Here is a 21,446-nt window from a genome sequence, read left to right as displayed (position 1 = left end):
TCGCCGCCTCAGCGGCGACGGCCCTTCTTGTCGTCCTTCACGTGGCCGCGGAAGGTGCGGGTCGGCGCGAACTCGCCGAGCTTGTGACCGACCATCGACTCGGTGACGAACACCGGGATGTGCTTGCGGCCGTCGTGCACCGCGATGGTGTGACCGAGCATGTTCGGGACGATCATCGACCGACGCGACCAGGTACGGATCACGTTCTTGGTGTTGGCCTCGTTCTGCGTGACGACCTTGCGGAGCAGGTGCTCGTCGACGAAGGGGCCCTTCTTCAGACTGCGTGGCATCTTCGGAACTCCTACTTGCGCTTCTTGCCGGCGTTACGGCGACGGACGATGAGCTTGTCGCTCGGCTTGTTGGGCTTGCGCGTGCGACCCTCGGCCTGGCCCCAGGGGCTGACCGGGTGACGACCACCGGACGTCTTGCCCTCACCACCACCGTGCGGGTGGTCGACCGGGTTCATCGCGACACCACGCACGGTCGGGCGGACGCCCTTCCAGCGCATGCGGCCGGCCTTGCCCCAGTTGATGTTCGACTGCTCGGCGTTGCCGACCTCGCCGATGGTGGCGCGGCAGCGCGCGTCGACGTTGCGGACCTCACCCGACGGCAGGCGGAGCTGCGCGTAGGGGCCGTCCTTGGCGACGAGACGCACCGAGGCACCGGCGGACCGGGCCATCTTCGCGCCGCCACCGGGGCGGAGCTCGATCGCGTGGATCACGGTACCGACGGGGATGTTGCGCAGCGGCAGGTTGTTGCCCGGCTTGATGTCAGCGCCGGGGCCCGTCTCGACGACGTCGCCCTGCTTGAGCTTGTTCGGAGCGATGATGTAGCGCTTGGTGCCGTCCACGAAGTGCAGGAGCGCGATTCGCGCCGTGCGGTTCGGGTCGTACTCGATGTGCGCGACCTTCGCGTCGACGCCGTCCTTGTCGGCACGACGGAAGTCGATCACGCGGTACTGGCGCTTGTGGCCACCACCGATGTGACGCGTCGTGATGCGACCCGAGCTGTTCCGGCCACCGGTCTTCGGCAGCGGACGGAGCAGGGACTTCTCCGGGGTCGAACGGGTGATCTCGGCGAAGTCGGCGACCGAGGAGCCGCGACGACCGGGAGTCGTGGGCTTGTAGTTACGAATAGCCATGATTTATCCCTCTGGTCCTCAGCCGACAGCCGTGAAGATGTCGATCGAACCGGACTTGAGCGTCACGATGGCGCGCTTGGTGTCCTTGCGCTTGCCGATCCCGAACTTGGTCCGGCGGGTCTTGCCCGGACGGTTCAGCGTGTTGATGCCGGCGACCTTGACGTCGAAGATCTTCTCGATCGCGAGCTTGATCTCGGTCTTGTTCGCACGGGGGTCCACGAGGAACGTGTACTTGCCCTGGTCGATGAGGCCGTAGCTCTTCTCCGACACGACCGGCGAGATGATGATGTCGCGCGGGTCCTTGTTGAAGCCGCTCATGCGGTGATCTCCTTCGCGGTCTTCGACGCGATGAAGGCGTCGAGTGCGCTCTTGCTGAAGACGAGCGCGTCGGCCTTGAGCACGTCGTAGGCGTTGAGCTGGCCGTACGAGAGCGCGTGGACGTTCGGCAGGTTGCGGATCGACTTGAGCGTGAGCTCGTCGCCCGACTCGAGCACGACGAGCACGTTCTTGACGGGCGCGACCTTCTCGAGCAGCGTGCGGGCGACCTTCGTCGACGGCGTCTCGGCCGCGATGAAGCCCTCCACAGCGGAGATGCGGCCACCGCGGGCGCGGTCCGAGAGCGAGCCGAGCAGGGCTGCGGCGATCATCTTCTTCGGGGTGCGCTGCGAGTAGTCGCGGGGGGTCGGTCCGTGGACGACGCCACCACCGGTGTGCTCCGGAGCGCGGACAGAACCCTGACGGGAGCGGCCGGTGCCCTTCTGCTTGAACGGCTTGCGACCGGCACCGCGGACTTCGCCACGGTTCTTGGTCTTGTGGGTGCCCTGGCGCGCGGCGGCGAGCTGCGCGGTGACCACCTGGTGGATCAGCGGGACGTTGGTCTCGACGTCGAAGATCGCTGCGGGGAGCTCGACGGTGCCGGACTTCTCACCCGTGACGTCGAGGACGTCGATCGTGGTTGCGGTCGTGGTGGCCATGATCACTTACCCTTCACGGCGGTGCGGACGAAGACGGAACGGCCACGAGCACCGGGGACGGCGCCCTTGACGAGCAGCAGACCCTTCTCGGCGTCGACGGCGTGGACCGTGAGGTTGAGGACGGTCACGCGGTCGCCACCCATCCGACCGGCCATGCGCATGCCCTTGAAGACACGCGACGGGGTCGAGGAGGCGCCGATCGAACCGGGCTTGCGGTGGTTGCGGTGCGAACCGTGCGAGGCGGAGACACCGGCGAAGTTGTGACGCTTCATGACACCGGCGAAGCCCTTGCCCTTGCTGGTGCCGACGACGTCGACCTTCTGGCCCGCTTCGAACAGGTCGACCGTGAGCTCCTGGCCGAGCGAGTACTCGGCGGAGTCGTTCGTCCGGATCTCGGTGAGCGTGCGGCGCGGGGTGACCCCGGCGGCCTCGAAGTGGCCAGCGGCCGGCTTGTTCACCTTGCGGGGGTCGATCTGGCCCGCGGCGATCTGGATCGCCTCGTAGCCGTCGCGCTCGACGTTGCGGATCTGGGTGACCACGTTCGGGCCGACCTCGATCACGGTGACGGGGATGAACTTGTTGTTCTCGTCCCACACCTGGGTCATCCCGAGCTTCTTGCCGAGGAGGCCCTTGACGGTCTTGGTTGAGTTCGCCATGAGTTCCAGCCCCCTTACAGCTTGATCTCGATGTTGACGTCCGCCGGGAGGTCGAGTCGCATGAGCGAGTCGACGGCCTTCGGCGTCGGGTCGACGATGTCGATGACCCGCTTGTGCGTGCGCTTCTCGAAGTGCTCGCGCGAGTCCTTGTACTTGTGGGGAGAACGGATCACGGGGATCACGTTCTTCTCGGTGGGGAGCGGCACCGGGCCGACCACGGTCGCACCGGCACGGGTCACCGTGTCGACGATCTTCCGGGCCGACGTGTCGATGACCTCGTGGTCGTACGACTTGAGCCGGATGCGGATCTTCTGTCCCGCCATGTGTTTTCCTGTCCTCTCTGCGCCGCGCACCCGCAGGCCGCCTGACGCCGCCGGGACTCCGCTGTCGCGTGCCCGGCTGTTTACGTGAACCACCGGCTCCGCCCGGAGGGGATGACCGCTGTTCTCCTGTCAACCGCGCGAGGGCCTGGGCCACCCGCGCGGACATGTCGTCACCCACACCCGGCACAGCTGCGCCGTGGTGCACGAGGATGACGATCGTGTTCTGCTGCCTGCGGCCCAACCCAGCCCTGCTTCACAAGGGGGTTGTGCACTGCCAGAGCAGTGACCCTGCGGGCGCGAACGCCCGCGGAATTTCGGAACCGGACAAGTCTCCCATAGGCCCCGCGTCGGTGCAACCCGGGCGTGTCGCGATCGCAGCGGCGTGTCGGACACGGCCCTCCAGGCCTCCCGGGTCCGTCGTCCCGGGCTCCTCAGCGTCCCGACCCACCGCCTGGAGGCCCGCCCGCAGCGGTCGGATCGACGCACGCCGGACGGTCGGTCGGCGGCCGCTCCCGGGGCGGCGTCCCGCGCCGCTGCTAGCCTTCGCGCATGCCGGAACCCGAAGTGCTCACCGACCAGTCCGACCCCGCGGTGCAGCGTCTCGCCGACCTCGCGAAGCCGGCGCGCGGCGCCGTCCGCACCGCGATCGTCGAGGACCTCGAGCCCCTCGTGCAGGCCCTCCGCGCCGGCGTCCGCTTCGTCGAGGTGTACGGCGACTCGAGCCGGGAGTTCCCCGCCGACCTCGCCGCCCTCTGCACCGAGCACGGGGTGCCGGTACGGCTCGTCGACCCGGCCGTCCTGACCAAGGTGTTCCGCTCCGAGAAGCGTCCGAAGGTCTTCGGCGTCGCGAACGTCCCGGCACCGGCCCGCTTCTCCGCCCTCGCCGAGGGCACCGGGGACGTGCTCGTCCTGGACGGCGTGAAGATCGTCGGCAACATCGGTGCCATCGTGCGCACGGCCGTCGGCCTCGGTGCACGGGGCGTCGTGCTCGTCGACAGCGACCTCCCCACGATCGCCGACCGTCGTGTCGTGCGCGCCAGCCGCGGCCACGTGTTCTCGGTGCCGGTCCTGCTCGAGACCCGCGAGCGCGTCGCCCGGTGGCTCGGCGAGTCCGGGCTCCGCGTGGTCGACGTCGACATGGACGGCTCCCTCTCCCCCGAGTCGCTCGGGGACCTCGACGAGGACGTCGCCCTGCTGCTCGGCGCCGAGAAGACCGGGGCGTCGGACGTCCTGCAGGACCTCGCGACGCAGACGGTGTCCGTGCCGATCGACAGCCGGGTGGAGTCGCTCAACGTCTCCGTCGTCGCCGGCATCGTGCTCTACGCCCGGTCCCGTCGACGTCCCTGACCACACGGCACGCAGGACGCCCCGGCTCCCACTCGGGGAACCGGGGCGTCCTGCGTGGCATGAGCGTCGCGAGCGGCGTCAGTCCTCGGGGAGCGGCGGCACGAACCACGGCGGGAACACCGCGACACGGGGCGACGGTCCGCCCTGTTCGGCGAAGACGGCCTTCACCTGCTGCCGGACGCGGTCGTTCGGCACGCCCACGAGCGCGACCGACGACAGCGGCACCTGCGGGCCGGCGAGCAGCTCGACCCCGTGCATGGACGGGTCCGTGATGTCGGTGCGCCGGAGGAGGTTCGTGGCCGCCTCCGGGCCGACGGCGAAGCGGACGTCCGGGTCCTCGGCGTCCGTGTCCGCCAGGATCACCGACGCACCGAACGCGGTGGTCGGGACGACGAGGACGACGAACTCCGTCGCACGTGTGCGCCTGGCCGCGTCCGACCAGCGGTCCTCCTCCGCGCCGGAGCGGAGTTCGTCCCACCGCCGCGCGTCCGGCGAGAGCGTGAAGGGCACGTGCCCGGCCACGCTGGAACCGTCGGGTGCGAGCGCCGCGCCACGGGCCTCCCGGGTGGCGGCGGAGCTGACGTCGACGGAGGGCGTCGCGCGGTCGGCGGCGAGGATCGCGCCCTCGGCGACGATCGAGGCGAGGTTGTCGACGTGCGTGACGTGGTGCGCACGCAGCGCCGCGAAGTCGCGGGTGGCGGGCAACGTCGGCTCGACGGCCTTCCCGTTGGCGTTCGTCGGGGCGGACCGCAACGACGTCGTCACACGCGTGCGTCGTGGCGTCGGGGTCTTGGTGATGGTCTCCGGGTCACGCTGCCGTGGGGAGCAGATGTCGCAGAGCTCGATGGGGAAACCGTGGATGCACTCGTCGGTCACGACTGATGGGTCCTTCCGTGCCTCGTGGGGTGGGCGGGCACGACGACCAACGCTACGTCATCCGGGAACCGCGGGCGACCGATCACGTCACTGCCGGTAGAGCAGGGCCCGGACCTCGGACTCGGCGGCGTGCAACCGGGCCGGGTCGATGGTCTCGCCGTGCTCGTACGCATCGAGCAACCGGGGGTCGATGTAGCTCTGGCGGGCGACGGTCGGCGTGTTGCCGAGGACCTCGCTGGCGGCCTTCACCGCGTGCGAGATCGCCTTCTTGCGCTTCGCCTGACTCGACAGGACACCGGTCTGGGCCAGGTCGACCGCGGCCGCGACCGTGCCGTGCAACGTGCGGAAGTCCTTCGCCGTGAACTCATCCCCGGCACGCTCCTTCACGTAGGCGTTGATCTCCTCCGCGGTCACCGGTTGCCACTCGTCCCCCCGCCGCTCGCGGAAGGAGAGCAGCCGAGCGTTCGCCCCCCGCCGTTTCATCCCCACCAGGACACGGGCGAGGTCGGCGTCGTGGATCGTCGAGGACCACGCCTGGTGGCTCTTGCCGGGGAAGCCGAGCTCGATGTCGTCCCCGGAGATGTGGGCATGCGAGCAGAGGAGTGTCGACAGGCCGTGGCTGCCGTGCTCCGTGGCGTACCGCTCCGACCCGACGCGGAGCGAGCCCTGGTCGAGCATCCGGAAGGCTGCGGCCAGTGCGCGACGGCGGTCCGGGTCCGGTCGGCGCAGGTCCTGGGTCACCATCCGCCGGGCGGCCGGGAGCGACTCGGCCAGCGCGAGGGCCCGGTCGTACTTGATCTTGTCCATCCGGTCGCGCCACGACGGGTGGTACATGTACTGCCGGCGACCGGCACCGTCGATGCCGGTGGCCAGGATGTGGCCGTTCTCGTACGGCGAGATCCAGACGTCGTCCCACGCGGGCGGGATGACGAGGTCCTCGAGCCGCTGACGCACCTCCGGGTCGGAGACCGTGGTGCCGTACGGGTCGCGGTAGGAGAAGCCCTTGCCGCTGCGGACGCGGTGGTACCCGCGACCCTTGGTCGAGGAACGGCGCAGACGTGTCACGACCCGATGCAACACCCTCGGCGCTGCCGGACGCTGCAGGAACGTACCCCACGGGCGCCCTCTGCCGCCTCGCCCGGTGCGCAGACGACGAAGAGCGGGGCCGGACCCGAAGGCCCGACCCCGCTCTCGTGGAGCAACCGGAGTTACTTGATGATCTTCTCGACCGTACCGGCGCCGACCGTACGACCACCCTCACGGATGGCGAAGCGGAGGCCCTCCTCCATGGCGATCGGCTGGATCAGCTCGACGGTCATGGCGACGGTGTCACCGGGCATGACCATCTCGGTGCCCTCGGGCAGCGTGATGACGCCGGTGACGTCCGTGGTGCGGAAGTAGAACTGCGGACGGTAGTTCGCGTAGAACGGGTTGTGACGACCGCCCTCTTCCTTGTTCAGGATGTACGCGTTCGCGGTGAACTCGGTGTGCGGCGTGACCGAACCCGGCTTCACGACGACCTGGCCGCGCTCGACGTCCTCGCGCTTGAGGCCACGGATGAGCAGACCGGTGTTGTCACCGGCGACTGCCTTGTCCAGCAGCTTGCGGAACATCTCGATGCCCGTGACCGTGGTCTTCTGGGTCGCCTTGATGCCGACGATCTCGACCTCGGAGTTGATGTCGAGCTCACCGCGCTCGACACGACCGGTGACGACGGTTCCACGACCGGTGATCGTGAAGACGTCCTCGATCGGCATGAGGAACGGCTGGTCGGTGGCGCGCACCGGGTCCGGGACGTTCTCGTCGACGGCGGACATCAGGTCCTGGACGGACTTGACCCACTTCTCGTCGCCCTCGAGCGCCTTGAGCGCCGAGACCTGCACGACGGGGGCGTCCTCGTCGAACTCCTGCGAGCCGAGGAGCTCGCGGACCTCGAGCTCGACGAGCTCCAGGATCTCCTCGTCGTCCACCATGTCGGCCTTGTTGAGGGCGACGACGATGTAGGGGACGCCGACCTGACGGGCGAGCAGGACGTGCTCACGCGTCTGGGGCATCGGACCGTCGGTGGCGGCGACCACGAGGATCGCGCCGTCCATCTGGGCCGCACCGGTGATCATGTTCTTCACGTAGTCGGCGTGACCAGGAGCGTCGACGTGCGCGTAGTGGCGCTTGTCGGTCTGGTACTCGACGTGCGAGATGTTGATCGTGATGCCGCGCTGGCGCTCTTCGGGAGCGTTGTCGATCTGCGCGAAGTCACGGGCCTCGTTGAGGTCCGGGTACTGGTCGTGCAGAACCTTGGTGATCGCCGCCGTGAGCGTGGTCTTGCCGTGGTCGACGTGACCGATGGTTCCGATGTTGACGTGCGGCTTGGTCCGCTCGAACTTGGCCTTGGCCACTGTGGGTCCTCCTCAGGACTCGGATGCGTCGCCCCCGGCAGGACCTTGGTCGGCCCTGCGCTGTTGGCGCGCGGTGTGTGTGTCTCTACTTTACTTGGTGACGAGGGGCCCGTCGCCGGGCACCCTCGCCTGGGGATGACGCGGGAGCGTCAGGCCCCGGTGCTCTTCTGGATGATCTCGTCCGCCACGTTGCGCGGGACCTCGTTGTAGGTCTCGAACACCATGGAGAAGACAGCACGACCAGAGGTCTTGGAGCGCAGGTCGCCCACGTACCCGAACATCTCGGACAGCGGGACGCTCGCGCGGACCACCTTGACGCCCGACGCATCGGTCATCTCGGAGATCTGACCGCGACGCGAGTTCAGGTCGCCGATGACGTCGCCCATGTACTCCTCGGGCGTACGGACCTCGACGGCCATGATCGGCTCGAGCAGCACCGGACCGGCCTTGCGGGCCGCTTCCTTGTACGCGATCGAACCGGCGATCTTGAACGCCATCTCGGACGAGTCGACCTCGTGCGCCGCGCCGTCCTTGAGGATCGCCTTGACACCCACGGTCGGGAAGCCGGCGAGCACGCCCACCTGCATCGCGTCCTGGATACCGGCGTCGACCGACGGGATGTACTCGCGCGGGACGCGACCACCGGTGACGGCGTTCTCGAACTCGTACACCTTCTCGGCGGTGACGGGCATCGGCTCGAGCGCGATCTGCACCTTCGCGAACTGACCGGAACCACCGGTCTGCTTCTTGTGGGTGTAGTCGTAGCGCTCGACGACCTTGGTCAGGGTCTCGCGGTAGGCCACCTGCGGCTTGCCGACGTTCGCCTCGACCTTGAACTCGCGCTTCATGCGGTCGACGAGGATGTCGAGGTGGAGCTCGCCCATGCCCTTGATCGTCGTCTGACCGGTCTCGGCGTTGAGCTCGACGCGGAACGTCGGGTCCTCTTCGGCGAGCTTCTGGATCGCGGTGGAGAGCTTCTCCTGGTCGGCCTTGGTGTTCGGCTCGATCGCGACCTCGATGACCGGCTCCGGGAACGTCATCGACTCGAGGACGACCTGGTTCGACGGGTCGCACAGGGTGTCACCCGTGGTCGTGTCCTTGAGGCCGATGACCGCGTAGATGTGACCGGCGGTGACCGAGTCGACCGGGTTCTCCTTGTTGGAGTGCATCTGGAAGATCTTGCCGATGCGCTCCTTCTTGCCCTTGGTCGAGTTGATGACCTGGGCACCGGAGTCGATGTGACCGGAGTACACGCGGACGTAGGTGAGGCGACCGAAGAACGGGTGCACCGCGACCTTGAACGCGAGCGCCGAGAAGGGCTCGGATGCCTCCGGCTTGCGGATGATCTCGACCTCTTCGTCCTTGACGTCGTGGCCGATCATCGGCGGGACGTCGAGGGGCGACGGCAGGTAGTCGATGACCGCGTCGAGCATCGGCTGCACGCCACGGTTCTTGAACGCCGAGCCGCAGAGGATCGGGTACACCTCGGAGTTGATCGTCAGCTTGCGGATCGCGGCCTTGATCTCGTCCTTGGAGAGCTCTTCGCCACCGAAGTACTTCTCGAGCAGTGCGTCGTCGGTCTCCGCGACACGCTCGACGAGCTTCGCGCGGTACTCCTCGGCACGGTCCTTGAGGTCCGCGGGGATCTCCTGGACCTCGTACTGGGCGCCCATGGTGACGTCACCCTTGGCATCGCCCGGCCAGACCTTGGCGTGCATCTCGATCAGGTCGATGACGCCGACGAAGTCGTTCTCGGCACCGATCGGGAGCTGGAGCACGAGCGGCTCCGCACCGAGGCGGTTGACGATCGTGTCGACGGTGAAGTAGAAGTCCGCACCGAGCTTGTCCATCTTGTTGACGAAGCAGATGCGCGGGACGTTGTACTTGTCCGCCTGACGCCACACGGTCTCGGACTGGGGCTCGACGCCCTCCTTGCCGTCGAAGACGGCGACCGCACCGTCGAGGACGCGGAGCGAACGCTCCACCTCGACCGTGAAGTCCACGTGACCCGGGGTGTCGATGATGTTGATCTGGTTGTTGTCCCAGAAGCACGTCGTCGCGGCCGACGTGATCGTGATGCCGCGCTCCTGCTCCTGCGCCATCCAGTCCATGGTGGCTGCGCCGTCGTGGACTTCACCGATCTTGTGCGTGATGCCCGTGTAGAACAGGATGCGCTCGGTGGTCGTGGTCTTGCCGGCGTCGATGTGCGCCATGATGCCGATGTTGCGGACCTTGTTCAGGTCGGTGAGCACGTCCTGTGCCACAGGGTTCCTCCGAGAGAGTTGTAGGAGAGGGTGGCGGCCGTCCGGGTGCCGCGGCTGTTGACCGAGGCACCCGGACGGTGCCGGATGACTACCAGCGGTAGTGCGCGAAGGCCTTGTTCGACTCGGCCATCTTGTGGGTGTCCTCACGGCGCTTGACCGCGGCACCGAGACCGTTCGACGCGTCGAGGATCTCGTTCATGAGACGCTCGGTCATCGTCTTCTCGCGACGGGCCTTGGCGTACGAGGTCAGCCAGCGCAGCGCGAGCGTGTTCGCACGGTGCGGCTTGACCTCGACCGGGACCTGGTAGGTCGAGCCACCGACGCGGCGGCTGCGGACCTCGAGGGTCGGACGGACGTTGTCGAGCGCCTTCTTGAGCGTCGTGACGGCGTCCTGGCCGTTCTTGGAGGAGACCCCTTCGAGTGCGTCGTAGACGATGCGCTCGGCGAGGCCCTTCTTGCCGTCGAGGAGGATCTTGTTGACGAGCTGGCTGACGACGGGGGCGCCGTAGACCGGATCGGCGACGACGGGGCGCTTCGGGGCGGGACCCTTACGAGGCATCTAACTCAACCCTTCTTCGCACCGTAGCGGCTGCGGGCCTGCTTACGGTTCTTGACGGCCTGGGTGTCCAGGGCACCACGGATGATCTTGTAGCGCACACCCGGGAGGTCCTTCACACGACCGCCGCGGACGAGCACCATCGAGTGCTCCTGGAGGTTGTGGCCCTCACCGGGGATGTAGGCCGTGACCTCGGTGCCGTTCGAGAGCTTGACACGAGCGACCTTGCGCAGTGCCGAGTTCGGCTTCTTCGGGGTGGTGGTGTAGACGCGGGTGCACACGCCACGCTGCTGGGGGTTCGCCTTCAGGGCGGGCGCCTTGGTCTTGACGACCTTCGGCGTACGACCCTTGCGAACGAGCTGCTGGATGGTAGGCAACTGTTCTCCTGGTTCTTCGCTCGTGCTCTCTGGCCGACGCGGTCCGTCGGCTTCCTCATCCCACGCGGACCACCGCCTGACGGCGGAGGGAGATGGGGGATGGAGTGATCAGGAGGCCGGAGGCCTGCAGGATCTGGGCGCGCCCGAAGGCGCACACCCGGGAGAGCCTAGCCGCCACGCCCGCTGAAATCAATCCACGGTGGGCCCGACGGCGGCCCGTTCGCCCCGGGCGAGAACCGCCCGGGGACGCGGGACGAGGGCGGTCAGGAGCCGGAGTCGGTCTGGCCGTTCGCGACCGCCGGGACGAAGGTGGCGCCGTCGTCCCCGAAGCCGGTGATCCAGCCGGACGCGTTGACGTCGATCGGCCCGGCCGTCGCGGTCCCACGACCGCTCGGCCCGGTGAACTCCGCGGTGAACGTCGCCGACCCCGGAGCGCGGGTCTCGACGAGCCATCCCCTCGAGGACCAGTCGCCGACGCCGACCGACGGCCTGGTGTCGAGTGTCCACTTCTGGTTCGTGTAGGTGTTCGCCGGGTTCTCCCCGTAGGCGTAGAAGCTGCAGCCGTCGGGCGTGGCCGTCTGGGCCGCGACGCAGCCGTCCACCCAGGAGTCGACGGCCTTCGTCGCGGCCTGCTGGCCGGCGTCCGTCAGGGTCGTGGCGAGCACGACCGGGGTCCCGGGCGTCCCGAACCCCCGCACGGCGGCCGTCGAGGCGTCGGCGGCGAACCACTTGCCGCCCTCGGACGACACCTCGTACGAGCCGGGGAACGCCCGCAGTGCGACCGCGCCGAGCTCACCGGTCGTCGCCTCCGCTCCGGCGACCCGGACGGTGCTGTCGGTCGGTCCCTGCACGACGACCTCGACCGAGCCGAGGGACGGCGGCTGCAGTTCCCAGACGGGGAACACACCCCAGTCCGTCCCGGTGCGCTCGAGTTCGAACGTGGCCGGCACGCTCCGACCGGCCTGGGTCAGCAGCGCGTGCACGGTCGCGCGGTCGTCGCCCTGGTCGACCGAGGTGATCCGGTGGGCGGTGATCTTGTCGTTCGCCTGCGCGTAGGCGGCGTCGGTGAGGAGGACGTCGTCGTCGTCGCGGTCGATGCCGGCGGCGTCGAGCGCGTCCGTGAGGCGACCGCCCTCGACGTCCTGCAGGAACGCCTGCACGGGGCGGTCCGCGGAGTGGCTGTCCGACCCGACCGACCACCCGATGCCGCCCGCGACCACGAGGAGCACGAGCGCTGCGGCTCCGGCGACGATGCCGATCACCGCACCCTTCCGGAGTCCGCGGCGAGGTCGACCGGCCGCGTACCCCGGGGCAGACGCGGTCGGGCCGGCGGTCATCACCGCGGGCAGCGCACGGTCGCCGCGGAGAGTGTCCGCCCCCGGCACCGATTCCCAGCCCCGCGAGTCGTCAGGTGCGTCCGTCATGAGTCCCCCAAGGCGCCGTCGTTCAGCTCGTCCCGGAATCGTACCGAACGCGGCGGACGCGGGCCGGGCCTCCCGTCAGTCCTGTGGACGGATCGGCGACGACTGCTGCCCCTGTGGACGGGAGCCCTGCCACCGGACCGCGGAGATGCCGCCGACGACCGTGACGAGCGCCACGACGACCCCACCGACCACGAACGGACTGAGGGCGTAGCCCGCCGGGAAGACGAGCAGTTCCGCGGCGTCGGACCGGACGAGGGCGTAGCCGACCGCGCCCACGCCGAGCATGACGAGGTACGTCGTCGCCGCGGCGACGAGTCCGGTGACGACGGGGTTCCCCTCGCGGGCGCCCATCGCGGTCGCGAGGAACACGGCGACACCGGCGCCGACGACCATCGCCGGACCGAGGTAGGGGGTGGCGTCCGGCTGCCGGATCGCCTCGACGTCGGCGAGCAGGGCCTCGAAGCCCGTCACGGCGATGACGAGCGCGATGAAGAGGACCGACGCCATCGTCGCCACCAACCACCGGGACATGCGCCGATCGTAGCGCTCCGCGTCGGTCCTGGTCCGGCAGCTACGGGGCGTCGGCGGGTTCCGGCTGCGTGGTCTGCTGCTGCGCGGCCTCCTGCTGGGCCGCGTGCTGCTGGTGTGCCGCCTGGACGAGCGCGAGGGCGATGGTCGCCGTGATGACCGGCACCGTCTCCGTCATCGGAGCGGGCGCGTCGGTGCCCGTGGCGGCGAGGCTCGTGGCGTCCGTGCCCGTGGCGTCCGTGCTCGTGGCGTCCGTTCCCGTCGTGCGGCCGGCCGGGAGGCCCGTGGGCGCGTCCTCGACGAGGGTCCCGTCGGGCAGGTGGCCGGTCTCCGGCTGGTCGGGCTCCGGCTGCTGGTGCGCCTCGGAGCGCTGGTCCACCTCGGAGCGGTGGTCCGCATCGGAGCGGTGGTCCGCCTCCGGCTGGTGGTCGCGGAGGGCCGGGCCGACCACCGGCAGGACTGCCGTCGTGGTGGGGGGTTCCGCGTGCAGCTCCGGAGCCGGCTGCACGCCGGCCGACGTGCCCCGTCGGCGGCGGACGACCATACGTGCGAGGACCACTGCCGCCACGGCCGCCCAGATGCTGTTCACGATCGTCGAGGGGACGGCGTGGTGCGCGGCCACGTTCACCGCGATCGCGACGCCACCGACCAGGTTGAACAGCTGGTACACCGGGCCGTTCGCGATCTTCCCGAGCGAGAAGAGGACGTACCCGACGAGGACCGTTCCGGCCCCGAACCAGCCGAGGAACTCCACGACACCGACCAACACGAGCGACTCCGGGCACGACGAGGGACGCCCGTTCCGAGGGACGTCCGAGAGGGAGATGGGCAGCCGCGAGCGAGCGCAGGCCCGAGCAGCATGGTATAGGCACGGAACGCCCCGGCGGAAGCGGGTCCGGCGTGGCGGCGGGACCCCTTCCGGGGGGCGTTCGGTGGGGGTGGGTCAGCCCTCCGCAGCCGCCGTCGGTGTGGCCACGGGAGTGGCCGGGGCGGTCGACGGACTGGTGCCCCCTGCGTCCCCAGCCCCGGCGACCGTGTCGCTGAGGACGTAGACGAAGCCGCCGAGCGTCCAGGACTGCCGTCCTGCACCGTCGGCGGTGCCGTCTTCCGGCGACGTCGAGGACGAGGACGTCACCGTGGTGATCAGGAACAGTCGTTCGCCGTCCTGCACCCCTCCGGTGAAGGCGAGAGCCTGGTCGTACGTCCCCTCGATGCTGATCGAGACGGGGATCACCGCGAAGTTCGACGAGGTCACCAGCGAGTTCGTCGTCGCGGCCGGTGCGGACGGTGTCGCAGGACTCGCAGTGGCAGGAGGTTCTGCCGCGGCCGACGGGGACGCACTGCTCTCCGCCGTCGGCTCGGTGGCAGCGGAAGCGTCGGCAGCGGGCGCGTTGTAGGCCTGCGCTTCACCGACCGAGACCGATGCGACGGTCGCCCCGCTCGTGACGGCGACGGCGTCGAGCGACCGGATGAACGCATCCGTGCTCGCGGTGGCAGGCACTGAGCCCCTGAGCTGCGCGAGTTCGGCCTTCATCGCTTCGAGCGACGTGAACTGCTTCCGGAGACGGTCCAGTTCAGCTCGGCTGCTGTCGTTCGTCCGTTCGGTCTGTGTCTGTTGCGCGTTGTCCGTTGCCGCGGATGCGAGCTGAGGCTGGACGCCGAGGAAGAAACCCCCGACGGCGATCGCGGCGGCGGCGAGCGCCGCGAGGATGAGGGAGAGGCGGTTCCGGTTCACGTCACTTGCTCTTCTCTGCGTACTTGCCGTCGTACGCCTCGCTGTCGACGTGCAGTGTGATGGACGCCTGGTAGGTGCCGGTTGCAGCTGCTGCGCCGTCTCCGGTCGCGCTGCCACGGGTGATCGTGTCGATGTTCGAGTCGACGTAGCCCGTGAGGTTCGTCAGTCGTTCTGTCCAATCGGGGACGGACGGGATCGACGGGCTGCTGACGGTCACGTTCAGCGTCGCGACACGCGGCCCCTGGAGGGGTGCGGTCGACTGGTCGAAGCTCTGCATCGGGCTCGAGGACTCGATGTTGAGCGCGGTGATGACGACTCCCTGCGGGAGGAGCTGCTGCACCGTGCTCAGGGTGGACTGCCAATCGATCTCCGTGGAACCGCCGACCTGCTGCCCTGCGCGGGCGAGTGCCGTGTCCTGCTCGACCCGCCGCACCTCGCCGTACTGCTGCTGCTGCTGCTGGATCGATGCCGTCTCCGCTTGCGCGGCGGCCAGGTCGGAGCGGGCACCCATGCTCTGGATGGTTGCGGCCGCAGTCCCGAGCACGACCAGCGCCGCGACCAGGCCAGCTCCGAACCACATCCGGCGCGCGATCGCCCGCCCACGGCGGTCCAGGTGCACTTCGACGGGCAGCAGGTCGACACGGGGTTCACGCCCCGGCGTCACGCCCGGCACCTTCTTGGCCGGCCGCGACTTCTGCTGCGGCTTCACGTCCGATGTGGCGCTGGAGCCGGATCGGCGCCCGATGCCGAAGATGCCGGCCCGGGCTGGCTCGGCGGTGGTGGACTGCGCGGTTCCGGTCATGCTGCCTTGCTCCCGACTGCGAGGCCGAACGCGACGGCGACGGCGGTGCCGCGTGCGGCGAGCGCGTCCGGCGTGATGGAACGGCCACGAGCAACACCCGCGAACGGGTCGGTCATCGCGACGGGGATCCGGGTGTGGTCGCTGAGTGCGGAAGCGAACCCGGGCATCTTCGCTCCGCCTCCGGCGAGCAGGATCTTCGTGACGGCCTGACCCGGGCGGGTGTTCACGAAGTAGCTGACGGTGTTGCGGAGGCTGGCGAACAGCTCGCTCGACGACTCGGTGATGACCGCCACGGCACGGGCGTCGTCCGATGTCCGGGCAGTACCACCCAGTCCGAAGTGCCGCTTGATTGACTCTGCTTCGTCCCACCCGATCTCGAACCGCGCAGAGAGCAGCTTGGTCACGTCGTTGCCACCTGTCGGGATGATGCGGACGAACTGCGGCACGCCGTCGGTGATCACGACGACGCTCGTCGTCTCAGCCCCGAGTTCCACCATGGCAACCGTCCCGGCGAGCTGCTGACGCGTGACCGCGACCCGGCTCAACGCGAACGGGATGAGGTCGACGGCAGCCGGGTTGAGACCGGCGAGCTGAACCGCCTTCACGTTCGCGAGCACGGCGTCCTTGATCGCGGCGACGAGGAGCCCGTGCAGCACGGGTCCGTTCTCGCCGGCCGCTTCGGAGACCGGGTAGAAGTCGAGGATCGCGTCGCCGACCGGCACGGGCAACATGTCCTGGACCTGGAACGGGAGCGACTCGCGGATCTGCTCGCGGGACGACTTGGGGATGGTCAGATCACGGGAGAGGACACGCTGGTTCCCCACGCCGAGCACGACGTTCTTGGTGCGGAACTTCCCCACGTGCCACAGCTGTCGGAGCGCACCCGCGACGGTGTTCGGCTCGATCACCTCACCCTTGCGGATCGAGTCCGGAGGCGTGGGGACCTCCGCGAACCGCACGACCGTGGGGCGCGCCTTGTCGGCGTCAGCGACCTCGACGGCGCGGATCGTGTTCGCGGCGAGGTCCAGCCCGACGATGCTCTTGCCCATGCTTCGCGTCCTTTGGGTTGGCGGCGATCAGCCGAGTCCGAGGGCGCCGAGGTAGGCAGCCCAGATCGTGGGGCCGAGGAAGATGCCGGTCCATGCGCCGGCGAGCATCCAGGGACCGAAGGGGATCCCGCTCCGTCGCCCGGCACGGCCGGACAGGAGGAGCACGATCGAGAACGTACCGCCGAGCAGGAACGCCGCGGAAGCTCCCACTGCGAGGGGTCCCCATCCGAGGTACGCGAGGACGAACCCGAGGACGCCGGCGAGCTTGACGTCGCCCAGGCCCATCCCGCCCGGGACGGCGAGTGCCAACACCAGGTAGACACCGCCGAGACCGGCGAGCCCGACGACAGCACGCACCAGGGCGCCCCAGTCCCCCGTGAGGACCGACGCTCCGCTCAGGAGGACGGCCAGGACCGCGTAGGCCTGCAGGACGATGGCGTTCGGGAGGCGGTGTGTGTCGAGGTCGATGAGGGCCAGGGCGACGCTGGCCGCCATGAGGTAGAGCAGTGCGGACAGGACCGCGACACGACCGACCGCCGCACCGTTCCCGATGCCGGCCGGCGCGAAGGCGAGGGCGACGACGCCGAAGAGAACCGCTGTTGTGAGTTCGACAGCTGGGTACCGGACCGAGATGGGCGCGCTGCAGTCACGGCAGCGCCCCCGGAGGACGAGCCACGAGAGCACCGGCACGTTGTCGATCCCGCGGATCTCGTGGCCGCACCGGGGGCACGCGCTCGCCGGCCGCGCGACCGACATGCCAGCGGGTACGCGGTACACGACGACGTTCAAGAAGGACCCGATGAGCAGTCCGAGCACGGCGGTGGAGCCGGTGAAGAGCGCTGTCATTGGCAGTCTCCGGAGCTGGCCCGAGCACAGGAGCCGTCGGCACGGTATGCCGCGTTCACCTCGACCTGTGTCGTGATGCCGTAGCTCGTGCTCACGGGCTGCAGGAACTTCGGCGGCGCGATGCTCTGGAAGCGGTTGTCGTACCCGTAGTTTTTCGTGAAGCCTGTCTGGTGGTCGAACACGCTCTGACCTCGCCAGTCCGTCGTGGAGTAGGTGACGCCGACGGTTCCGCGGAACTTCTGCGCAATGGACCCGAGCACGGTCAGGTCGCCCATGCGCGGTCCGTACGCGTTGTTCTGCACCTGGAACGTCCCGGTGTTGCTGGCGATGGCCGCGTTGATCGTGATGTTCGACCCCGCCCCGTACTGCAGTTGTCCTGTCGACGACGTCGCGGTGTCACAGGTCTTCAGTGTGATGGTCTGGTTGTTGCTGCGCGTCGTCTGGTACTTGTTGCACGAGATCGGGTTGTAGACCGTGACCGCACGCTGTCCGACGAGACCGAGCACACTCTGCGTCCCTGTCGCGTACGTGATGTTCGACGTCACGTACAGGAAGTTCGCTGCGCCCACGGTCATCTTGCCGTTCACCGTCCCGGCGACGAACGCGTCGCCCGCGCGGCAGTTGTAGAGCCCGTTCGCGCCGGCGTTGCCGACGTACTCGTTCGGCTTCGGGTAGCCGAGTCCGTTCCCGTACGTCTGGCCGACCTGGCACATCGTCCCGATGGCCGAGCGCTCGTCGCCGGGCTTCGTGTAGTTCGGGTCCTGTGGGTCCGTCGGCACGGTCTGCACGTAGGCGAGGTTGTCGTCGAGCACGGGGATGGTGGCACCGCTGGCGCTGCGCAGTGCCGCGGGCGACCCGCAGAGGACGTCACCGCTGCGGTCCGCCTGGGGCTTTCCGGAGCCGTTGAGCTTGTACTGGGTCGCCTGGCTGAGCGGCGACTTGATGGTCACCCTGTTGCCGGCGAACACGAACGAAGTGGGGCCCGTGTACAGGCACCCCGGACGCGGGACGTTCACGCGGTCGTCCGTGCGGGCCTCCTGCCCCATGTTCGCGATCGTCGACGGCGGATCGATGGACTGTACGTTCTTCGGCACGCCGCCGCCGAACGTCGCGGTCGCACGGCAGTTCCGGTCGCCCGTCGAGCCGTTCGTGAACGGCGTCCGGAAGACACCGTCCCCCGCGGTCGACTGGACCGTGGACGTGAACGTCGTGCCGCAGAGCAGGAAGGTGTCGTTCGTCCGCACCGGCCCGGTCAGCGTGTCGTCCTTGGTGAACTGCACCGGCGAGCAAGCCTTGTTCGCGTCGTACAGGTTTCCGTCCGTGCTGTAGTGCTGCGGGATGCACAGCTTCGACGAGTCGCCGTCCTGCGTCTCACCGGTGATCGACGGATCGCTTGACTCGTAGTCGGTGAAGTACAGGTAGTCGACGAAGCCGTCGCCCTTGAGGTCCGCCACGATCGAGCGGGTCACACCACCCGCCTTGCCGGTGACGCGGACGCGGACGACCCCCTCGGCCGTGTAGTCGGTGTTGTCGACCTCGTAGCGGAACTGCGCGCGACCGCCGCTGTTGACGACCTCCGCCCAGCGCGAGCCGGACGTGGCGAATGCGGGGTTCGCCGACCAGTCCTTCGAGAACGCGCTCGTACCGCTGAAGGCCGCGCTCGCGTTGCCGACGAGCTCGTAGCTGTTGTCGGCCGTCAGGCGACTCTGGTAATCAGCGAGTCCCGCGTACGCAGCTTGGATCGCGAGGTTCCAGCTCCGGTCTGCGGCGGACTTCACCGAGCCGCTCACCGAGACCGAGGCCATCGTGGCGACGAGGATCATCAGGACGGCGCCGAGACCGATGACCGACGCGAGTGCCATGCCCGCGTCGTCCCCGCCGCGGGCGTCCCGTGCCCGCGTGAAGAAGGCAACGATCCGACGCATCACGAGATGGCCCCTGCCCGCCCGAGGTTGAGCAGCCCGACGGTGTTCTGCAGATGCGCGTTGCTCCCTGCGCCTGGAGTGGCCGAACCGAGTTCGAGGTTGACGGTGACGAAGCGGACGGCGGCGCGGTCTGAGGCGCTGAGCTGACCACCGACCGGTGCCAGACTCCCGCTGTCCGCGTTCTGGTAGGTGAACAGTGCGACGCCGTCGGACGTCGGTGAGGCGATCGGACCGCCCAGGCGCGTCGTGCTGGTCACTGCCGGGCACGAGTAGTACCCGTTGGCGTCGGCACTGCAGGCGGACAACTGCTGGACGAGTTGCCGGGATGCGGAGTCGACGTAGTACCGCGCGAGCACGGGCTTCTCCGCCGTGCGCTTCGCGATGTCCGCGTCGTCGATGAGGTTGATGTACGCGTAGAACGTGAGATCCGTCGGCGTCGCCTTCACGACTGCCGCGTCCGGAACCAGACTCGTGGGCACCGCTCGGGTCGTCGCCGCGCGTAGGTACCGGGACATGGCGTTGATGCTGTTCGTCGCCTGACGAAGGTTCGTGTCGGTGTTGGCGTTCGACGCGCTCCCTCGGATCGACGCGACGAAGAACCCGCCGAGGGTGGCGAGGATGAGCACGGAGACGGATGACGCGACCAACAGCTCGGCCATGCTGATGCCGCGGTCGTCATGACGCGCTCGTCGGAGTACCTGCCGCAGCATCACGGCACCTTCCGTGGATCCAGGGTGACGGTGTCGCCCCACTTGACGACCAGGAACCCGGCGTTGTTCGTCTGACCGCCACCGTTGGGGTAGGTGATCTTGCTCGAGGCCGTCTGGACGAGGTTCTTGCTGTTCGAGGACGCGGTCGAACCCAGTGCCTTCGTCTCGTAGAGCGACCAGGTGCCGTAGGGCAGCGCGATGGTGGCATTCCCGGCCGCGAGGCCCGAGAACGTCAGGGTCTTCGGGCTCGGCGCGTTGCAGCCGGGGTCGAAGTCGGGAGCCGCACTGTCACTGACCGCCGTGATGTACGGGTAGCCGCTGTCGATCGGCACGGTGACGATGCCCATGGGGACCGTGACCCGCTTACCGGGAGGATCCGCGACGCCGGCTGCGGCGTCGACCGCCTCGGGCGCCTGTCCGATCGCACCGTTCGTCGCCGTCGTCCACTTGCCGGGGTTGGGGCTGAGGCACGTCGCGGTGCCACCACCGTCGGCATCGACGTACGCACCGGCCATGACCTGGTAGCCGTCCTGGTAGGGAAAAGCCTTGATCGTCGTCGGGGTCCCGGCGAAGAACGAGCTACCGCCGACGCCGTTGTAGAGCGTCGTCGTGAGGTTCGTCGGCAGCTTCGCCGTACCACCTGGGTAGCTCGTGCCGTACGCGACCTGGAACGTGTGCGCCTGGTCGTAGGTGAAGGTCACCGCGGCGTCGGTCCCCGCGGACACCGAGACGTTCTGGTTCTTCGCGACTTCTTGTTGGCTGGAGTCGATCCCACCAGGGGTGGAAGCCGAGACCGTGTACGTCCCTGGCTGGACCTTCAGCGCGTACGTGCATCCCGAACCGTCGGTGACCGCCGGTGCGGTGACCGCGGCGCCACCTCCGCCGGGGTTCGCCGTGATGGTCACGGGGACTCCGGCTGCGCCGGTGCCGGCCGCGTTCCGGATCGTGACGAGGATGGCCCCGGTGCCGTCCGCGTTGATGCGCGAACTCGGCGCGATGAGCGTGTCGAGCGAGACCGACAGGGGCTTGCCCCGGCCGCTCTTCCAGCTGACGGTGCTCGTGATGCTCTTGTACGCGAGCGTCGTGCCGTCGGTGCCACACGAGCTCGACCGGCCGGCGCTGTCGACCCATTGCGTCGTCCGCGACAACGTGTAGTCCTGCTGCCCCACCGTGAAGGGCTGCTCCGTGTCACCGGTCGTCGAGCGGATCTCGAAGGGGTTCGCCAGTGACCGGAGCTTGTCGAGGTCCTGTGACGCGAGGTTGAGAGCGGTCTGACGGGAGCGGCTCTCCTGCGTGAGCAGTAGCGCGTTCGTGATGCCGTACGCGAGACCGATCGACATGACGGCGAACACCATCATCGCGACCAGGACCTCGGTGATGGTGAAACCGGAGTCTGCGGCGAGCCGCCGGGTCAGCGCGGCGTGGATGCGGGACATGGCGGCTCCTCTCGTCTCGGTCGTACAGCGGTGTGGCCGTGGCGACGATGCGTCACCACGGCCACACCGGCGGGTGGTGCG

Annotated in this window: 23 protein-coding genes; 1 reads left to right on the top strand and 22 read right to left on the bottom strand. The window is 68.8% G+C overall.

Going from position 1 to position 21,446, the window contains the following annotated elements; translation table 11 throughout:
- Window positions 1-8: 8 nt before the first annotated feature.
- The 6 genes from rpsS to rpsJ are packed head-to-tail and all read right to left on the bottom strand — an operon-like array spanning window position 9 to window position 3,094.
- Entirely contained in the window at window positions 9-290 is a 282-nt protein-coding gene (rpsS, locus tag DEJ32_RS04180; RefSeq protein WP_017885529.1) for a 30S ribosomal protein S19, read from the bottom strand.
- Between the two features lie 11 nt (window positions 291-301).
- The gene (gene rplB / locus DEJ32_RS04175; RefSeq protein ID WP_110824244.1) at window positions 302-1,141 is read right to left on the bottom strand and encodes a 50S ribosomal protein L2; all 840 of its coding nucleotides are present in this window, start codon (window positions 1,139-1,141) and stop codon (window positions 302-304) included.
- A gap of 18 nt (window positions 1,142-1,159) precedes the next feature.
- Entirely contained in the window at window positions 1,160-1,459 is a 300-nt protein-coding gene (gene rplW, locus DEJ32_RS04170; RefSeq protein WP_110824245.1) for a 50S ribosomal protein L23, read from the bottom strand.
- Window positions 1,456-2,115 (bottom strand): 50S ribosomal protein L4, encoded by a 660-nt coding sequence (gene rplD, locus DEJ32_RS04165; protein ID WP_110824246.1) that lies wholly within the window; start codon window positions 2,113-2,115, stop codon window positions 1,456-1,458. The genes rplW and rplD overlap by 4 nt, the downstream gene beginning before the upstream one ends.
- Before the next feature lie 2 nt (window positions 2,116-2,117).
- Entirely contained in the window at window positions 2,118-2,771 is a 654-nt protein-coding gene (rplC, locus tag DEJ32_RS04160) for a 50S ribosomal protein L3 (RefSeq protein WP_110824247.1), read from the bottom strand.
- A gap of 14 nt (window positions 2,772-2,785) precedes the next feature.
- Entirely contained in the window at window positions 2,786-3,094 is a 309-nt protein-coding gene (rpsJ, locus tag DEJ32_RS04155; RefSeq protein ID WP_110824248.1) for a 30S ribosomal protein S10, read from the bottom strand.
- Between the two features lie 549 nt (window positions 3,095-3,643).
- Between rpsJ and DEJ32_RS04150 the strand changes: the two genes are divergently transcribed.
- Window positions 3,644-4,441: a TrmH family RNA methyltransferase gene (locus DEJ32_RS04150; protein ID WP_110889275.1), complete on the top strand. Its 798-nt coding sequence runs from the start codon at window positions 3,644-3,646 to the stop codon at window positions 4,439-4,441.
- A gap of 78 nt (window positions 4,442-4,519) precedes the next feature.
- Here DEJ32_RS04150 and DEJ32_RS04145 read toward each other — a convergent pair whose 3' ends face one another.
- The 16 genes from DEJ32_RS04145 to DEJ32_RS04070 form a co-directional block, all read right to left on the bottom strand.
- On the bottom strand, window positions 4,520-5,317 hold the full coding sequence (locus DEJ32_RS04145) for a DarT ssDNA thymidine ADP-ribosyltransferase family protein (RefSeq protein WP_110889276.1): 798 nt from the start codon (window positions 5,315-5,317) through the stop codon (window positions 4,520-4,522).
- Window positions 5,318-5,404: 87 nt separating this feature from the next.
- Window positions 5,405-6,382, bottom strand: a complete 978-nt coding sequence (locus DEJ32_RS04140) for a DNA topoisomerase IB (RefSeq protein WP_110900409.1) — start codon at window positions 6,380-6,382, stop codon at window positions 5,405-5,407.
- 143 nt (window positions 6,383-6,525) lie between these two features.
- A complete protein-coding gene (gene tuf, locus DEJ32_RS04135) occupies window positions 6,526-7,713 on the bottom strand; it encodes an elongation factor Tu (RefSeq protein ID WP_110824252.1) in 1,188 nt (395 codons plus the stop codon).
- Window positions 7,714-7,862: 149 nt separating this feature from the next.
- Window positions 7,863-9,977 (bottom strand): elongation factor G, encoded by a 2,115-nt coding sequence (fusA, locus tag DEJ32_RS04130; protein WP_110900408.1) that lies wholly within the window; start codon window positions 9,975-9,977, stop codon window positions 7,863-7,865.
- A gap of 88 nt (window positions 9,978-10,065) precedes the next feature.
- Window positions 10,066-10,536 (bottom strand): 30S ribosomal protein S7, encoded by a 471-nt coding sequence (gene rpsG, locus DEJ32_RS04125; protein ID WP_110824254.1) that lies wholly within the window; start codon window positions 10,534-10,536, stop codon window positions 10,066-10,068.
- Window positions 10,537-10,541: 5 nt separating this feature from the next.
- Complete coding sequence (gene rpsL / locus DEJ32_RS04120; protein ID WP_058728453.1) at window positions 10,542-10,910, bottom strand: 30S ribosomal protein S12; 369 nt, start codon at window positions 10,908-10,910, stop codon at window positions 10,542-10,544.
- Window positions 10,911-11,173: 263 nt separating this feature from the next.
- Window positions 11,174-12,334 (bottom strand): hypothetical protein, encoded by a 1,161-nt coding sequence (locus DEJ32_RS04115; protein ID WP_110900407.1) that lies wholly within the window; start codon window positions 12,332-12,334, stop codon window positions 11,174-11,176.
- Window positions 12,335-12,409: 75 nt separating this feature from the next.
- Complete coding sequence (locus tag DEJ32_RS04110; protein ID WP_110889278.1) at window positions 12,410-12,865, bottom strand: DUF6121 family protein; 456 nt, start codon at window positions 12,863-12,865, stop codon at window positions 12,410-12,412.
- A 40-nt stretch (window positions 12,866-12,905) separates the two neighbouring features.
- Complete coding sequence (locus DEJ32_RS04105) at window positions 12,906-13,631, bottom strand: hypothetical protein (RefSeq protein WP_110900406.1); 726 nt, start codon at window positions 13,629-13,631, stop codon at window positions 12,906-12,908.
- A 174-nt stretch (window positions 13,632-13,805) separates the two neighbouring features.
- Entirely contained in the window at window positions 13,806-14,597 is a 792-nt protein-coding gene (locus DEJ32_RS04100) for a hypothetical protein (RefSeq protein ID WP_110900405.1), read from the bottom strand.
- A 1-nt stretch (window position 14,598) separates the two neighbouring features.
- Window positions 14,599-15,399 carry a hypothetical protein gene (locus tag DEJ32_RS04095; RefSeq protein ID WP_110900404.1) on the bottom strand — a complete coding sequence of 267 codons (801 nt, stop codon included), beginning with the start codon at window positions 15,397-15,399 and terminating at the stop codon, window positions 14,599-14,601.
- The gene (gene pilM / locus DEJ32_RS04090) at window positions 15,396-16,448 is read right to left on the bottom strand and encodes a type IV pilus assembly protein PilM (RefSeq protein WP_110900403.1); all 1,053 of its coding nucleotides are present in this window, start codon (window positions 16,446-16,448) and stop codon (window positions 15,396-15,398) included. Before pilM ends, DEJ32_RS04095 begins: the two co-directional genes overlap by 4 nt.
- A gap of 27 nt (window positions 16,449-16,475) precedes the next feature.
- Window positions 16,476-17,294: an A24 family peptidase gene (locus tag DEJ32_RS04085; RefSeq protein WP_110900402.1), complete on the bottom strand. Its 819-nt coding sequence runs from the start codon at window positions 17,292-17,294 to the stop codon at window positions 16,476-16,478.
- A complete protein-coding gene (locus tag DEJ32_RS04080) occupies window positions 17,291-19,219 on the bottom strand; it encodes a hypothetical protein (RefSeq protein WP_110900401.1) in 1,929 nt (642 codons plus the stop codon). Before DEJ32_RS04080 ends, DEJ32_RS04085 begins: the two co-directional genes overlap by 4 nt.
- Window positions 19,219-19,929, bottom strand: coding sequence for a hypothetical protein (locus DEJ32_RS04075; protein WP_110900400.1), 711 nt, complete (start codon window positions 19,927-19,929; stop codon window positions 19,219-19,221). The genes DEJ32_RS04080 and DEJ32_RS04075 overlap by 1 nt, the downstream gene beginning before the upstream one ends.
- Window positions 19,929-21,365, bottom strand: coding sequence for a prepilin-type N-terminal cleavage/methylation domain-containing protein (locus DEJ32_RS04070; RefSeq protein ID WP_110900399.1), 1,437 nt, complete (start codon window positions 21,363-21,365; stop codon window positions 19,929-19,931). The genes DEJ32_RS04075 and DEJ32_RS04070 overlap by 1 nt, the downstream gene beginning before the upstream one ends.
- Window positions 21,366-21,446 lie beyond the last annotated feature (81 nt).

It is taken from the genome of Curtobacterium sp. MCPF17_046 (assembly GCF_003224295.1).
In the GTDB taxonomy this organism is placed as follows: Bacteria; Actinomycetota; Actinomycetes; order Actinomycetales; family Microbacteriaceae; genus Curtobacterium.
The sequence above is the reverse complement of the archived record's forward strand: the minus strand, read 5'-3'. Positions and strand labels throughout refer to the sequence as shown.

Coding starts and splice junctions, on each gene's coding strand:
- rpsS (WP_017885529.1), bottom strand. CDS start 290: ATGCCACGCAGTCTGAAGAAGGGCCCCTTCGTCGACGAGCACCTGCTC.
- rplB (WP_110824244.1), bottom strand. CDS start 1,141: ATGGCTATTCGTAACTACAAGCCCACGACTCCCGGTCGTCGCGGCTCC.
- rplW (WP_110824245.1), bottom strand. CDS start 1,459: ATGAGCGGCTTCAACAAGGACCCGCGCGACATCATCATCTCGCCGGTC.
- rplD (WP_110824246.1), bottom strand. CDS start 2,115: ATGGCCACCACGACCGCAACCACGATCGACGTCCTCGACGTCACGGGT.
- rplC (WP_110824247.1), bottom strand. CDS start 2,771: ATGGCGAACTCAACCAAGACCGTCAAGGGCCTCCTCGGCAAGAAGCTC.
- rpsJ (WP_110824248.1), bottom strand. CDS start 3,094: ATGGCGGGACAGAAGATCCGCATCCGGCTCAAGTCGTACGACCACGAG.
- DEJ32_RS04150 (WP_110889275.1), top strand. CDS start 3,644: ATGCCGGAACCCGAAGTGCTCACCGACCAGTCCGACCCCGCGGTGCAG.
- rpsG (WP_110824254.1), bottom strand. CDS start 10,536: ATGCCTCGTAAGGGTCCCGCCCCGAAGCGCCCCGTCGTCGCCGATCCG.
- DEJ32_RS04115 (WP_110900407.1), bottom strand. CDS start 12,334: ATGACGGACGCACCTGACGACTCGCGGGGCTGGGAATCGGTGCCGGGG.
- DEJ32_RS04110 (WP_110889278.1), bottom strand. CDS start 12,865: ATGTCCCGGTGGTTGGTGGCGACGATGGCGTCGGTCCTCTTCATCGCG.
- DEJ32_RS04095 (WP_110900404.1), bottom strand. CDS start 15,399: ATGACCGGAACCGCGCAGTCCACCACCGCCGAGCCAGCCCGGGCCGGC.
- pilM (WP_110900403.1), bottom strand. CDS start 16,448: ATGGGCAAGAGCATCGTCGGGCTGGACCTCGCCGCGAACACGATCCGC.
- DEJ32_RS04085 (WP_110900402.1), bottom strand. CDS start 17,294: ATGACAGCGCTCTTCACCGGCTCCACCGCCGTGCTCGGACTGCTCATC.
- DEJ32_RS04080 (WP_110900401.1), bottom strand. CDS start 19,219: ATGCGTCGGATCGTTGCCTTCTTCACGCGGGCACGGGACGCCCGCGGC.
- DEJ32_RS04075 (WP_110900400.1), bottom strand. CDS start 19,929: ATGCTGCGGCAGGTACTCCGACGAGCGCGTCATGACGACCGCGGCATC.
- DEJ32_RS04070 (WP_110900399.1), bottom strand. CDS start 21,365: ATGTCCCGCATCCACGCCGCGCTGACCCGGCGGCTCGCCGCAGACTCC.